Here is a 15629-nt window from a genome sequence, read left to right on the forward strand (position 1 = left end):
TATTCAGGAAATGGGATAACCGGATTTGCAATCCATCCCAGCCATGGTAAAACCCGGTGATGTTGGGGATTACCGTTCAGTGAGCAGCCGCCGCGCTACCGGCTCAGATGTCGCCCGTGTTGCGGGCGTTTCCAAATCCGCGGTTTCGCGCGCCTTTACCGGCGGGATCGTTTCAGACGAGGCGCGCAAACGGATCATGGATGCCGCCCGCATCCTGCGCTATCGCCCCAATGCCAGCGCCCGCTCGTTGATTACCAGCCGCTCGCGCCTGCTGGGGCTGGCGATCACCAGTCTGGACAATCAGTTCTATCCCGCGCTGGTCGAACAATTACACGAGAGCGCGGCGGCGGCGGGCTATCGCATCGTGCTGTTCATCACCCATGGCGAGGCCGATCTGGACCCGGTGCTGGACGAATTGCTGCGCTATCAGCTGGACGGGGTGATTCTGGCATCAAGCAGCCTGGCCACCCGTGTGGCGCGTGAATGTATCGAGGCGGGTGTGCCGGTCGTGATGCTGAACAACATCGACCCGGAAGGCAAGATTGCGGGCGTTTGCGCGGACAATGCCCATGGCGCGCGCGCGGTTGCGGAATATCTGCTGGCCCAGGGACGGCGGCGGCTGGGTCTGATTACCGGACTTGGCGAGAGTTCCGCCGGCGTCGAACGGGCGCAGAGTTTTATGCAGGCGGTCGCCGAACATCCGCAGGCAAGGCTGCTGACCGCATGCGGCCATTTTACCGCGCAGGGCGCCTATGACGCCGCGCGCAGCCTGCTGGAGCGCGACGAACCGGCGCAATCGCTGTTTTGCGTGACCGACTTCATGGCCCTGTCTGCCTTGCAGGCGGTGCGGGATCTGGGTTTGGCGCCGGGCCGTGATGTTGCGGTTTTCGGGTTTGACGATGCGCCGATTGCCGCCTGGGGCGCTTTTGAACTGGCCACCTATGCCAGCCCGCTTGCCGCCATGGTCCAAGCGACACTGGCCCTGCTGCAAGACCAGATCGAGGGTGGTGAAAGATGCACCGGCACCCTGCGCCTCAAAGGTCAATTGATGGTGCGGGCCAGCGGGAGCAAGACATAGCATCTTTTGGATGGCGACCCGACAGTATGAGCATGAAACCATGCCATTTGGGAATTGGTTTACCCCAGCGCCCATGGGTAATTCTGCGGCCCCGTCAGTCGCCAGGCTGAGGGCGAAAACGCAAAATTCAGGGAGAGACGGCGATGCGTAAAGACCAGAGCATCAGGTTTTGGGCGGTCATGCACGCGACGGTATCCCTTTGCGTGGGCGGCGGCGCCATGGCCGCCCCTGCCCCGAAGGCTCCAGCGTTGCGCTGCGCGGATCTGGCCGCGCTCTCCATTCCCGCCGCCCGGCTGGGCGAACCTTCGGCCGGGGCCAAAGTGGTGGCCGCCCGGTTCCACAAGGCCGGCGAGATCAAGCTGCAAGGGCTGGACGGCAGTGCGACTTTCCAGACCCCGGACTATTGCGAGGTGCGGATCGATATCCTGCCCGTTGATCCACAGGCGCCGCTGATCCATTCACAGGTCAATCTGCCGGTTCCATGGAACGGCAAGAAACTGCAATTTGGCGGCAGCGGCTATAACGGTTTCCTCCAGACCGGGGTCCAGCCCAGCCGCAATGCCCCGATCCATGCGCAATTGCCGCTCAACCGCGGCTATATGACGGCAGGCACCGATTCCGGCCACCAGATCACCATCACCGGGCCGGGCGCCGATCAACGCGGCAGCGGCGCCTCGGCCGGTTCGGCGGGCGATGATCCGCGCGCCGCCTCGGCCCGCCAATATGCCTTTGCCGCCAATGACGAGGCGCTGCGCAATTTCGGCTATGCGGCCTATAAAAAGACCCATGATGCCGCCGTGGCGCTGGGGGTCATGTTCTATGGCCGCAAACCTGTGCGCAGCTATTATCTGGGCGGATCGGAAGGCGGGCGTGAGGCCATGACCATGGCCCAGCGCTATCCGATGGATTATGACGGGATCATCGCCATCGACCCGGTGATGAACTGGACCGGATTGCAGACCTTCAGCAATCATATCGGCGGCCAGCTACAGGCGGTGCCCGATGGCTGGCTGGGCGCCAAGACGGGCCTGTTGGCCCGGATCGTGCGCGACACATGCGACGGCGCCGACGGGATCGCCGACAAGGTGATCGGCGCGCCCACGGCCCGCCTTGCCCCGGCGGCAAAGGCGTTGGAAAGCCATCGTTGCCCGACGGGCCGCGACGAAGGCCCCGCCTGTTTCTCCGATCCGCAGTTGGCCGTTTTGCGCGCAGCGCATCGCGGCTATGACTTCCCCTTTCCGCTGGCCAATGGCGTAACCCATTACGCCGGTTATCTCCCCGGCAGCGAAGACCTGCCCGGCGCATGGTCGAAATGGGAGGCGGGCACGACAAAGCCCACCGCCGCCAATCCCGACGATCCCTCGGTCAGCCGCCTGTATCAGTTGGGCAGCGTCTATGTGCGCCATTTCATAACCCGCGACGTAGGCTTCAACACGCTGACCTATGATCCGCGCCATTTTCAGAAGCGGGTGCTGGAAGTCTCGCGCATCATGGATGCCACGAACCCGGACCTGCGCGCCTTTCATGCCCGAGGCGGCAAGCTGATCCTGCGCGAGGATCTGGCCGATTCCGGACAGGGGCCGTTCAATTCGCTGCAATATCGAGATGCGGTGGCGCGCCTGATGGGGCAAAAGACCACCGATGCCTTCTTTGCCGCCTATGTCGCCACCGGGTTGCCGCATACGTCGGGGGGGATCGATCCGGGCACGCCGGGCGCGCCGGCCTATGGCATTCCGGGCCGGATCGACCTGCTCGATGTTCTGGAGGATTGGGTGGAGCGGGGCCGCAAACCGGGCGCAGGCCTGATGCTGACGCTGCATGACGCGGCGCAGCCTGAACGCGTGATCGCCTCCAAACCGATGTGCCGCTATGGCACCTGGCCCTATTTCACCGGAAAGCCGGATGAAGGCGCGGATGGCACCAAATATACGTGCCGATCGGCGCATTAGGGCGAGATCCTTTCCGACTGCACCGCATCCAGCGTCTGGATGAAAAGGATTGGGGCCGGAGCGGGACCGGATCAGGGGCGCGCGCCCTTTTTCCAAGAGACTAACAATTGTTATTGAACAGTTTTCCTATCGCGGGACACAGGCCCCGACCATCCCTATCCGGTATCAATTGATGCCGGATCAGAATGGCAGCGCGCCCCTTTGAAATTCACATCCTTGGAAAATTCTTCTATACGAATTTCGGCGTCAGGTTATCCATTTCCCCGCCAATGTGCGCCGCTTATTTGTCCGCACCGCCCGACCTGACCGAAAACAGAAAACAAGATCATGGAGGTCTGCATGAGAGGATCCATTCTGGCGTCTGCCAGTTCGCTTTGCCTTGGGTTGCTGCTGATGCCCCAAACCGCATGGGCGCAAACCGGCGATACGCCACAGGCCAATGCCGCCGAGGCGATTGTCGTGACCGGATCGCGCATCGCCCGGCGCGACTATGTGGCCCAAAGCCCGATCGTCACCACCAGCCGACAGATGATCGAAAACACCGGCACGGCCACGATCGATGCCGCCCTGCTGCAAATGCCCCAGTTCCAGCCCGGTTCGGGCGGCTTTACCAATTCCAGTTCGGGCGGGGCGGGCATCGGGCAATCCACGCTCAACCTGCGCGGGCTGACGACGGTGCGCACGCTGGTGCTGCTCGATGGGCGGCGGCTGCAACCGGGCAATGCCTCGAATGTCATCGACATCAACTCGCTGCCCACCTCGGCGATTTCGGGCACGGAGGTCATCACCGGCGGCGCTTCGGCCACCTATGGTTCGGACGCCATCGCGGGCGTGGTCAATTTCAAGCTCTATCACCATTTCGAAGGGCTGCGCATTGATGCGCAATCGGGGATCAGCGAAAGGGGCGATGCGGCCTCCAGACAGATTTCGGCCATCACCGGCACCAAATTCGCCGATGGCAAGGGGTCGATCATGCTGGCGGGCGAATATTCGGATCGCGGCGGCCTGACCTATCGTGACCGGCCCTTCTCCACGCCCTCGGGTTCGTACAACGCCACGCTGCCCAATGCCGCCTATGTCGTTTCGGGTAGCAACCTGCCCTCGCAGGCCGCCGTCAACGGGGTCTATGCCAATTACGGCATCCCGGCGGGCACGGTGGCGCGCACAGTCCAGCAGGGCGTCAACGGCGACGGCACGCTGTTTGTGAACAACACGGCCAATGCCTATAATTACCGGGCGGACAACGCCGCCTGCATGTATCAGTCGGGCACGCTGGTGCGTTATGACGGGCTGTGCACCAACACGCTGCAGCTTCCCCTCACCCGCTATGCCTTTCTGGGCCGGGCGGAATATGAGGTCAGCCCCTCGCTCAAACTGTTCGTTCAGGGCCAGTTTGCCCGCAGCATTTCCGAGGCGCAGGGCAGCCATCCGCAATTGGCATCGGCAGGCTCCAGTTCCTTCACGATCCCGATGAGCAATCCCTTCATCCCGGCCGACCTGCGCACGTTGCTGCAAAGCCGCCCCAATCCCAACGCCACTTTCGAGATCACCAAGCGCATCGTCGATGGCGGGGTGCGCCATTACCGTGATGTGTCCGACACTTATCAGATCGTGGCCGGGGCCGAAGGGGTTATTCCGGGCATCAACTGGAACTTTGAACTTTACGGTTCGCATGGGCGGACCAGCTTTACCGACACATCCTATGACGGCTCCTATTCGCTCTCGGCCATCCGCCAATTGGTGAACGCCGCCGATGGCGGGGCCAGTCAGTGCACCGGGGGCCTTAACCTCTTTTCCAATGCGCCGATCTCGGCCTCCTGCCTCTCCTTCATCCAGCGCAAAACGCTGAGCACGACCTCGATCGGTCAGGATGAATTGGCCGCCAACCTGACCGGCAGCCTGTTCAAACTGCCCGCAGGCGAGGTCAAGGTGGCGCTGAGCGGCAATTATCGCAGCAACACCTTCACCTCGAACCCCGACCCCCTGCTCCAGATCGGCGATATTGCCGCCGTCAACGGCATTCCCGCCATCCATGGCAGCACCAAGGTTTCAGAAGCCGCGGTCGAGGTTCTGGTGCCGGTGCTCGCCGATCTGCCGCTGATCAAGGCGCTGAACCTTACCGGCGGCTATCGCTATTCGCATTACAACCTGTTCGGCGGGGTCAGCACCTACAAGCTGAGCGCGGACTGGCGCATTGCCGATCCGCTGCTGCTGCGCGGCGGCTATCAGAAGGCGGTGCGCGCGCCCAACATCGGCGAACTGTTCCTGCCTGCCTCGGCGGGCGTGGCCAATCTGGGCACGCTGGGCGACCCTTGCACCGCAACCAGCAGCTATCGCACCGGCGCCAATGCGGCCTCTGTGCGCTCGCTGTGCATCGCCTCGGGCGTGCCATCCTCGCTGGTGGACAGTTTCAACGGCGCGGCGGCTATTCCGGCCACCACGCAGGGCAATGTCAACCTGCGCCCGGAAAAGGCCGATTCCTATACATTCGGCGCGGTGTTCCAGCCCACCTTTGCCGGGGCGGCCTTTCGCCGGATGAACCTGTCGGTCGACTATTACCAGATGAACATCAATCAGGCGATTTCCACGATCGATGTGCCCACCTCGATGGCCAAATGCTTCAATTCCGACGGTTCGAACCCGACCTATGACGCCAACAACCTGTATTGCCAGAACGTGCTGCGCAACACATCGACCGGCCAGATCGCCAATTCCTATCAGGCCCTGCTGAACATCGGCGCGATCAAGACGGCGGGCATCGACGTGGCCTTTGACTGGTCGATCCCGTTCGAGGCGCTGAAAATGGGTCCGGGTTCGTTCGACGTCAATTTCACGCTGAACTATCTCGACACGTTCAAGATCCAGGCATCGCCCACCAGCCCGTTTCAGGAAGCCGCCGGCACGATCGTAGGCCCAAGCAGCACCGGCCAATCCTATGCCAAATGGAAATATTCGGGCACATTCATCGCCAATCGCGGCAAGGTCAGCCTTGGCCTGCGCTGGCGGCATATCTCGTCCTTCAAGGATTCCTCGGCCATCACCAATCCGGCCACGACCGTTCCGGGCACGCCCGCCTATGACTATTTCGACATCATCGGCAGGCTGAAAGTGACCGACCGGTTCGAATTGCGCGGGGGCATCACCAATGTGGGCGACCGCAATCCTCCGGCCGTGCAAGGCACGTCGGGGATGACCAACATGGGCATCTATGATGTGATCCGCCGCTCCTTCTACCTTGGCTTCAAGGCAACGCTTTGATCCGATGCGGAGCAGGAGCAACCCGTTCCTGCTCCGCAGGACAATTCTATGTGGGCCATAAAACAAGAGAGACAATTGGTTGTCGGCCGATGGTGCGCAGCCCGGATCGGTCCGACCTGACAGCGGCCGGCTTCGCCCAAATCAGCGGCAGGTTCCGATATGGTCGGCAGTCGAGGGCACCGAGTCGCGAATTTTTACAGCCAATTGGTATGACAACGCCAGACAATCCGCGCGACACCGCCGCCATCTCGCCGTCACGTCCTTCGATTCAGCAGTAAAAACCGCTATAAAGTAAAACAGACAGCAATTTAATGTTGCACAACCGGCACGCTTGAGGGCGATGCTAACGCTAACATTTTTTCCCGGCCTGACCGCACTTTAGCACTCGCACCACTCATCTTCTGACAGGTTGCGCCAATAATCGTCAGGCCAATTTGTCCAACCATCCAGACTAATGCCATTGACTTCGGTCAACCACTTGCATCATACATTTTTGGTAGCGCTATCTAACCGCCCCAGAGTGGGCCGGAAAATCGCAACAAGGGGATGTATCTGATATGAGCGGAAACAAAGTGAACACGCGCGCCTTGCGCATGGCGCTGATGGGCGCCACCATTCTGTCCGGCCTGGCATCCGGCGGCGCGATGGCCCAGGATGCCTCGGCGCCCGCCGCCGCCCCGGCGCTGGACACAAGCGCGCCTTCAACGCCCGAAATCGTCGTTTCCGGCTATCGTCGCAGCCTGACAATGTCGACCAACGAAAAGCGCAGATCGGTCAGCTTCACGGACTCCATCTTTGCCGAAGACATCGGCAAGTTTCCCGACACCAACATCGCCGAAAGCTTCAACCGCATTCCGGGCATCACCATCACGCGCGATATCACCGGCGAAGGCGCCAACGTGGCGATCCGCGGTCTGGGCGCCAATTTCACCAATGTCACGCTCAACGGGGCGCCCATCGCGGTGGCCTCCTCGGGCGTGACCGACGCGCAGGGAACGGACCGCTCCGTCGATCTCAGCTTCTTTCCCACCGAATTGTTCACCAAACTGACCGTGAACAAAAGCTATTCGCCCGATCTGCTGGAAGGCGGCGCGGCGGGCAACATCGACATGCGTTCGGCCCGGCCCTTTGACAATCCGGGCACCCACATCGCCTATAACGTGCAGGGCGTGAAGCACGGGATCGAGCATCGCCTGGGCGGTCGCGGTTCGCTGATCGCCAGTGCCACGAGCGATACATTCGGCGTGCTGGTCGGCGTCTCGGCCCAGCGGTTGTTCACCGACACGCGCGGTTATGAAACCATTGGTTTTACCAACCCCAACCTGTCGGCCGCCCAATTTGGCGCCGCAACCGGCGCAAACGCCACCGGCGGAGGCAACTGGACCATCCCCGCCACAGTGCCTGCGGGCGCCAACATCCCCGGCGTGGCCGCGGGCACGCCAATCAATCAGGCCCTTTTGCTCCAGCTCAACCCCGGCGCCTCGATCCAGCAGATCGACAATGGCATCCTGCCGCGCATTGGCCGCCCATCGGCCGAATATGGCAGCCGCGATCGTTTCAATGCCGTGGCGAGCCTTGAGTGGCGCCCAAGCGACAGGTTCCACGCCTTTGTCGATGGCATCTACGGCGTGAAATACAACAAGCTCATCCGCGAAGACATGATGTGGACCGTGCGCAACGGCTCGGTCATTCCGATGAACACCACCTATGACCGCACGGACTGCTCGGCGGGCTGCGTGGTCAACAGCGGCACCTATGCCAACTCGCAATTCTTCCTCGAATTCCGCCCCTATGAAGAAACCACCCGCTTCACCAGCATCAACCCCGGCTTCGAATGGTCGATCAGCGACAAGCTGAAGGTGAACCTGCAGGGCAATTACACCCACTCCACCTTTCACCGCGAAAGCCCCACCGCCGGCCCGACGACACTGCTCGGTTCGGGCGTAACCGTAAATTTCGTCAACAACCCCAACGGTATCCCCACCATCTCGAGCAGCGTCGATCTCAACAACCCGGCCAATTTCCAGTGGAACGGCGGGCGTCTGAACATTTCCGACGAGCGGCGCGACAACAAGACGCGCGGTATCCGCGGCGATGTGAGCTATGGCGATGACAGTCTGAAGGTGAAGTTTGGCGGGGGGTATGATGACATTTCCCGCTTCATTCACGGCTATGACAACAGCCAGGCCTGGCAGAACTATGTCTGCGGCGGGGCGCCCAACGTATTTCTGCCCAGCCCCAATTCGCAGCCCTCATGCCTTGGCCTTGCGGCAGGGGCGCCGGGTCTGGCCAACAATCCCACCTATCCGGGCTATGGCACCGGCTATACGGCCGGGGCCACGGGCGGCATCACCTATGCAGGCTCTGCGGTGCCCAATGCTTCTTTGGCCAATTTCCTGATGCCGGGGCGCGCGGGCTTTGTCACGGTCAACTGGCCGGCCTTTGCAGCTGCCACCAATTATCAGCAGTTCCACGATTCCGCCCCTGAAACCGGCGGCACCAACACCGGCGCATCGGGTGGCTTTATCCGCGAAAAGGCGCTGGATCTGTTTGGCATGGTCACGGGCAAGACCGAGTTGCTGGGCAATGACCTGCGCGCCAGCGGCGGCATGCGCTATGTCTATACCAAGCAGCAGATTTCGGGCTTTGTGTCGAACACCGACCCGCGCAACATCCTTCCTTCGGGCGCACAGATCGCCGATGGCTCGCGCTATCCCAACGTGTCGAACCTGATTTCAACCTATCAGAGCTACAGCGCCTTCCTGCCCGCCTTCAACCTCAGCTATACCATCGGGGGCAAGGCGGTGATGCGCGCGGCATGGTCCAAGACGATGACCCGGCCCGATCCTTCGGCCATGCTGCCCGGCGCCAGCTTCGGGGCGCCTTCGGCCGATCAGGCCAGCCTTGGCAACCCCTCGCTGTCGCCCTATTTCTCGCAGAACATCGACCTTGGATTTGAATATTATCCGGGCCGGGAGGCTGTGCTGGCCGTCAATGCCTTCCACAAGTCGATCGACGGCTTCACCACCACCATGACCACGACCCAGCCGTTCTCGGCATTGGCGCAATATGGCATCACCTATGACACGCTGAACCCCACCCAGCAGACTGCCATCAATCTGCGCGGCGGCCCCAATGTGGCGCAGGTTCAGATCTCAAGCCCGGTCAACATTCCCAACCAGCTCCACATCAAGGGGCTTGAATTTCAATGGGTCCAGCCGCTCGATTTCCTGACCAGCCGCCTGGGATTCAAGGGCCTTGGTTTTAACGCCAATGCCACCATCGTGCGGCAGAAGAGCAACGGCGCGGCCATCGCCTATAATGTCGCGCCCTTCACCTACAACGTCACGGTCTATTACGAGCAGCATGGTGTAAACCTGCGCCTGAGCACCACTTTCCGCGAAGGATCGCAATCCTCGGGCGCCAACCAGAACGGTATTGCCGCAGCCGCGCTGTTCAACGGCGATTATCGCCAATATGACTTCTCCTCCAGCTTCGATCTGGAAAAGATCCTGAAGATCAGCCATGCGCCGCAATTGACCTTCGATGTGGCCAATCTGACCGACGCCACGCTGCGGTCCTATTTCCAGTATCCCAACGCCACCTTTACCCAGTACCGCCCGGGCCGCCAGTTCATGGTTGGTGTGCGCGGCCGCTTCTGATCCTGATGGGCGGGGTTGGCGGCCATGCCGCCCCCCGCCTGCTGAAGCCACGAAAGATGGCCCGGCACCGGGCCATCGCAGCGAGACAACAGAATGGGGTATCATGTTGAACAGGCGCGAGATGTTGGCCGCGATGGCAGCAAGCGGGCTTTATGCCGGTCCGGTGTTTGCCGCGACCCGTTTCACCCCCGGCGCCGACGGCTTTGTTCTGGCTTCGCGGGGCCAGGCGCCTGCCGCCATTCTGGTCGATCCGCAGGACTTGCCGGGGGTGGCACGGGCGGCGCGCGATCTTGCGCAGGATATCGGGCGGGTGTGCGGCAAGGATGCGGTGGTCCTGCATCAAGGCGATCGCCTGCCCGCGCGCATCGTGCTGATCGGCACGCTGGGCCATTCGCCTCTTATCGACAAACTGGCCGCCGGCGGGCGCCTCGACGTTTCCGGGCTTGCCGGACAATGGGAAAGCTGGATCACCCAGACCGTGGCCCACCCCTTTCCCGGCGTCGATGAGGCCCTGGTGATTGTCGGCAGCGACCGGCGAGGCGCGATCTATGGCGCCTATGATCTGTCGCGATCCATCGGTATATCACCGTGGTATTGGTGGGCCGATGTGCCGGTGTCGCGGCGCGACCATATCGCCATCGCGCGCGGCCGCCATGTCCAAGGCCCGCCCGCCGTGCGCTATCGCGGCATTTTCCTCAATGACGAGGCGCCGTGCCTCTCGAGCTGGACCGCCGAAAAATTCGGCGGGATGAACGCCCAATTCTATGGGCGGCTGTTTGAGCTGATGTCGCGGCTGCGCATCAATTATCTCTGGCCCGCGATGTGGAACAACGCCTTTGCCGTTGATGATCCGGCCAATGCGGCGCTGGCCGATGAGTGCGGCATCGTGATGGGCACATCGCACCATGAACCCATGATGCGCGCCCACAAGGAATGGACCGACAATCATCAGCTTTATGGCAATGGCGCGTGGAATTACGCCACCAACCGCGAGGGCGTGCGCCGCTTCTTTCGCGAGGGCATTGAGCGCAACGGCAACAAGGAAGCGATCATCACGATCGGCATGCGCGGCGATGGTGATACCGCGCTCGAAAGCACCGGCAGCCTCGCGTCCGATGTCAGATTGCTGGAAACGATCATCACCGATCAGCGCCGGATCATTGCCGAGTGTCTGGGACGACCCGCCGAGACGGTCCCGCAGGTCTGGGTGCTCTTCACCGAGGTCTACAAATATTATAACGCGGGGCTGAAACTGCCCGATGATGTGACGCTGATGTTTGCCGACGACAATGTCGGCAATCTGCGCCGTCTGCCCTTGTCCTCGGAGCGCGACCGCAAAGGCGGGTTCGGCATTTATTTCCACATGGACATGCACGGCGGTCCTTTTTCCTATCAATGGATCAATTCAAACCCCCTGCCCAAGATCTGGGAGCAGATGAACCTTGCGCATGAATATGGCGCAAACCGGATCTGGATCGCCAATGTCGGCGACCTCAAGCCGCTCGAACTGCCCATCGAATTTTTCACCGCCATGGCATGGGACCCAAAGGCGGTGGACAAGGACAGGATCGCCAAGTGGACGCGCGATTGGGCCGCCACCCAGTTCGGGCAGACCCATGCGCAGGAGATTGCTATCCTGCTCTCGCGCTATGCCAAATACAATGCCTGGCGCAAACCTGAGCAACTCTCGCCCGATACCTACAGTCTTGAAAACTATGGCGAGGCGGAGCGCGTTTGCGCCGCCTGGGACGAACTTGTGGTTCGCGCCCAAGCCGTTGATGCACAATTGGTGCCGGATCAGCGCGACGCTTTCTACCAGCTTGTGCTCTACCCCGTGCTGGCCTGCGCCAATCTGAACCACCTCTATGCCGCCGCCGCACGCAACCGGCGCTTCGCCCAGCAGGCCCGCGCCAGCACCATGGCCGAGGCGGCCGAGGTAAGGCGGCTGTTCCGCCGCGACCGGGAACTGCGCGACCATTACAATCTTCAGATGGCGGGCGGGAAATGGAACCATATGATGGACCAGTCCCATATCGGCTATTTTGACTGGTATCCCCCCGAAACCGACATCATGCCCGCTGTGTCCGAGATCGAGCTTGGCCCCGACGAGAGTTTCGGCATGGCCGTTGATGGCAGTTCACATTCATGGCCGGGATATTACCTGCCGCCTTCGCTGCCCACGCTCGACAGCCTGAGCAGGCGCAAAACCTATATCGAGGTGTTCCCGCGTGGCGCCACCATGGCGCCGGTCACGGTCCGCGCCGACCAGCCTTGGGTGATCATCCGCGAGGATCAGGCCTTTGGCGTATCGCCCCATGACCGCCGCTACTGGATCGATGTCGACTGGCAAAGCGTGGCGCCGGGCATGTCCGAGGCCACCATCACCGTAAAAGGCAGCGCAACGGTCAAAGCGCGCCTGACAGCGATCCGCGCCACAGCGCAGCAGGAGCGCGAGGCCAAGGGCGCATGGGGCGGCCTTGCAGGTGCCTTTTGCGTGCCCGCGACGGGCTTCGCCCGCTCGGTCGAGGCGCGTGGCGTGAGGTGGGAGCCGATCCCGGATTATGGGCAAGGCCCCGCCGCCATGTCCGTCTTCCCCGTCACGGCCGAACCCTTTCCCGACCCCGCCACAGCGCCAAGGCTGGAATATGAGATATTCCTTGCCGAAGCGGGCAGCTATCATGTCGATCTCGTCACCAGCCCCACGCTTGAGGTCTATCCGGGGCGTCATCTTGCTGTCGCCATCGGACTTGATGACTCGGCGCCCGTCACGCAGGCGGTGTTCACGCCCGAAGCCGGGGCCGCCCAGGATTTTCTCGGCTCCCGGCACGCGGCCAATACGGCGGCCAATGCGCGCCGGATGCCTTTTACCATCAAACCCGATCGGCCCGGACGGCATGTCCTGAAACTGTTCATGCACGATCCCACCATCGTCGTGCAAAACATCATCATCTATCGGTCGGATCTGCCCCAATCCTATTTCGGGCCTCCTCCGATGGAGCGCGGCTAGCCCGCCAAGGCGGGTGCCAGCCGCCCTGATGCGCGTCCAGAAAAATCACCCCATCAGGTTTGTGGCGGCGGCGAGGCCGGTTCGATAACCAGTTTCTGAAGCACCATATTGTCGTCCAGCCGCCAGATCCGTACCCGATGGCGGCCCTGCGCAAGCGCGCCCACATCCGCCGTCAGCCGCAGGAGGTTATCGCACACGGCCTCGGCCCAGAGCTTTTTGGCCGGAGTGTCCTGCGCCCCGCCTGTCGCCTCAAGATGGGCCTGCAGCACCTGCATGGGCGCATCATCGACCGAAACGCCGATCCGCCCGCCCGGTGTCTCCCCCTGTCCGCTGGACGTATCGAGCGTGGGGGCCAGATGCAGAATTATACGGGCAGGCCCTGCCCGCTTGACCGTGATGTCGTAATCGAGGCTGACCGCGTCGCTCTGGCCTGTGGGGGCCTGCCCCTGCGGCAAGGCAAGCACCGCGCCCTTGGCATGGCCCAGATGCGGAATAGACGTCCAACGCAGACCCTTGCCATGTTGGGCTCGGGTGAAATCGACCGCCTCCAGCGCAATGGTGTCTTCGGGCGCGCCCGCCGGCGCGACAAAGGCCGGGCGCATGTTCTGCCGGTCGGCAGGCGTATCGGCGCCGACGCGCATGATGCTCGGCATGGTTTGCTGGGTGGGATCGTTCCAGATGACATAGTTCATATGGACCTGCGCCATCATGCCATCCCATTTGCCGTTGTTGATGCTGTGATAGCGCCGGGTCAGGTCGGAATCGCGGGCAAACGAGGCCTCCACCTGATTGGCGAAATAATTGGCGCGCGGGTCATTGCGCGATGCCAGCAGCTTGTTCCACGCGGCGGCGTAATACATCCGGTACAGATTGGCCATCGCGGCAATCGGGAATTCGATCAACTGGTAATAGGCGTCCAGTTGATCGGCCGCCAACCGCCCCCGGACCGCGTTCATGTCGGCCTCCAGCGCATCCCATTGCGCCACAAGATCGCCAAACGCGCCGCCATCGAGCCCATCGGCCCGAATGCCGCCCAGCGGGAATGTGTCCTGATTGATCAGTTCGGGTTTCCGCCGCGCGGCATATTGGCTGTAACGGGTGATCAGGGCGCCGATCTCGGCCGCCTGCCCCGCGCCGAAAGTGGCCTCGGCCCAACGCTGCGGATAGGCCGCCAGAGCGGCAGGGGTCATGGCATCAGGGTCCCACGCCATCGCCATGAAGAAGCCGAGCGGATATTCCATGGGCTTGATATCGCCGACATTGACGATCCACATCGCGCGCGCATCGCGGCGATAGGCCAGATCCATCTGTTGCCAGACCTTTTCAATCTGGTTGGTGTTGATCCATTTGTAATTGCGCGGAACGCCCACGTAATCGAAATGGTAATAGATGCCCTGCCCGCCCTTGCGCTTCGGCGCGCCGGGCTTGGGCACGCGCCGTATCTGGCCCCAATTGTCGTCGGCAAACAAAAGGATGACATCGTCGGGCACCTTCATGCCCTTGTCATAATAATCCTGAACTTCCTTATAGAGCGCCCAGACCTGCGGCTGCTGATCGGCGGGGCGTTTGGTCACTTCGGCAATGATCGCGCGCTGGTCATGCACGATGCGTTCGAGCAGTTCGGTCGCGGTTCCCTCGGCCATGGCCTCATCCCCATCGCCGCGCATGCCGACGGTGACGAGGCTGTCATAGCCCTTGCCGTCGCCCTTGGACATCATCCGCTCGATGCCCCCGCGCCAGAAATCGCGCAGGTTTTCCGCATTGCGCGTGTAATCCCATGGCCCGCCGCGCTTGCCGTCTTTGGCACCGCGATGCCATTCGGCCTGCGCGCGCAGCATGGGTTCGTGGTGCGAATTGCCCATCACCACCCCCATGGCATCGGCCAGCACCATGCTTTGGGGATCATCCAGCGCAAAGGCTTTGCCCCACATCGCGGGCCAGAGATAATTGCCCTTCATCCGCAGCAGCAGTTCAAAGACATGAGCATACATGGCCGCATTGACGCCGCCGAACTTTTTGGCCGCCCAACCGCTCAGACACGGGTCTTCATCATTGATGAAAAAGCCGCGATAGCGCACCTTGGGGCGCGAGAGCCCCATCGGAATGTCCAGCACCAGATCGGCACGCCGCGCAACCGGAACATCGGCAAACCAGTGCCACGGCGAGACGCCCATGCGCTCGCAAAGATCATAGGTTCCAAACACAGCGCCGCGCCGATCCGACCCCACAATGACCAGAGCGCGCGGCACGCCCGGAAACGGATGGCTCACCACGATGCGGCGAAACGCTTCCCATTGACCGTCGAGATCCCCGATCGAGAGCTTGCCCGCCGCGATCAGGCGGTCGATCAGGCCGCTTTGCCCCTTGACCGCGACAAGGACCAGCGGCCCCGACGCGGCAACCGGCAGGCCCTTCATCAGCAGCGCCTTGTTGCCGCACACCCGCTCAAGATCGGCGGCAAAGCTTTGGGCAACATGCTGGACCGCCTGATCGGCCTCGCCATCGATCAGCACGTTGACCGGCCTGCCGCGCGACACCAGCATGAACCCTTCGCGCATGGCAGGTGCGGCCAGCGCGCCCCCGCATGACACCATCACCGCCGAAACCGCAGCGGACCCAAGAAGCGAGCGTCTGGAAAAAACCATACCAACCTTGTGCATCATCATCCTCTTTGC

Annotated in this window: 6 protein-coding genes; 5 read left to right on the forward strand and 1 reads right to left on the reverse strand. The window is 62.1% G+C overall.

The window, feature by feature from the left end; genetic code table 11:
- The first annotated feature begins 79 nt into the window (after positions 1-79).
- The 5 genes from PQ457_RS11795 to PQ457_RS11815 all read left to right on the forward strand — a co-directional run bounded on the left by PQ457_RS11795 (position 80) and on the right by PQ457_RS11815 (position 12954).
- Positions 80-1078, forward strand: coding sequence for a LacI family DNA-binding transcriptional regulator (locus PQ457_RS11795; protein ID WP_273617030.1), 999 nt, complete (start codon positions 80-82; stop codon positions 1076-1078).
- 179 nt (positions 1079-1257) lie between these two features.
- Positions 1258-3027: a tannase/feruloyl esterase family alpha/beta hydrolase gene (locus PQ457_RS11800; protein ID WP_273617031.1), complete on the forward strand. Its 1770-nt coding sequence runs from the start codon at positions 1258-1260 to the stop codon at positions 3025-3027.
- A gap of 339 nt (positions 3028-3366) precedes the next feature.
- On the forward strand, positions 3367-6285 hold the full coding sequence (locus PQ457_RS11805) for a TonB-dependent receptor plug domain-containing protein (RefSeq protein ID WP_273617032.1): 2919 nt from the start codon (positions 3367-3369) through the stop codon (positions 6283-6285).
- 557 nt (positions 6286-6842) lie between these two features.
- Positions 6843-9947, forward strand: coding sequence for a TonB-dependent receptor (locus PQ457_RS11810; protein ID WP_273617033.1), 3105 nt, complete (start codon positions 6843-6845; stop codon positions 9945-9947).
- 103 nt (positions 9948-10050) lie between these two features.
- Positions 10051-12954 (forward strand): glycosyl hydrolase 115 family protein, encoded by a 2904-nt coding sequence (locus PQ457_RS11815; RefSeq protein WP_273617034.1) that lies wholly within the window; start codon positions 10051-10053, stop codon positions 12952-12954.
- Positions 12955-13007: 53 nt separating this feature from the next.
- Here PQ457_RS11815 and PQ457_RS11820 read toward each other — a convergent pair whose 3' ends face one another.
- A complete protein-coding gene (locus PQ457_RS11820; RefSeq protein WP_273617035.1) occupies positions 13008-15599 on the reverse strand; it encodes a glycosyl hydrolase 115 family protein in 2592 nt (863 codons plus the stop codon).
- Positions 15600-15629: the final 30 nt, after the last annotated feature.

This window comes from Novosphingobium humi (genome assembly GCF_028607105.1).
GTDB lineage: Bacteria > Pseudomonadota > Alphaproteobacteria > Sphingomonadales > Sphingomonadaceae > Novosphingobium > Novosphingobium humi.

Excerpts from the sequence above, each read along its gene's own strand:
- PQ457_RS11815 (WP_273617034.1), top strand. The coding sequence starts at position 10,051 with ATGTTGAACAGGCGCGAGATGTTGGCCGCGATGGCAGCAAGCGGGCTT.
- PQ457_RS11800 (WP_273617031.1), top strand. The coding sequence starts at position 1,258 with ATGCACGCGACGGTATCCCTTTGCGTGGGCGGCGGCGCCATGGCCGCC.
- PQ457_RS11810 (WP_273617033.1), top strand. The coding sequence starts at position 6,843 with ATGAGCGGAAACAAAGTGAACACGCGCGCCTTGCGCATGGCGCTGATG.
- PQ457_RS11805 (WP_273617032.1), top strand. The coding sequence starts at position 3,367 with ATGAGAGGATCCATTCTGGCGTCTGCCAGTTCGCTTTGCCTTGGGTTG.
- PQ457_RS11820 (WP_273617035.1), bottom strand. The coding sequence starts at position 15,599 with ATGGTTTTTTCCAGACGCTCGCTTCTTGGGTCCGCTGCGGTTTCGGCG.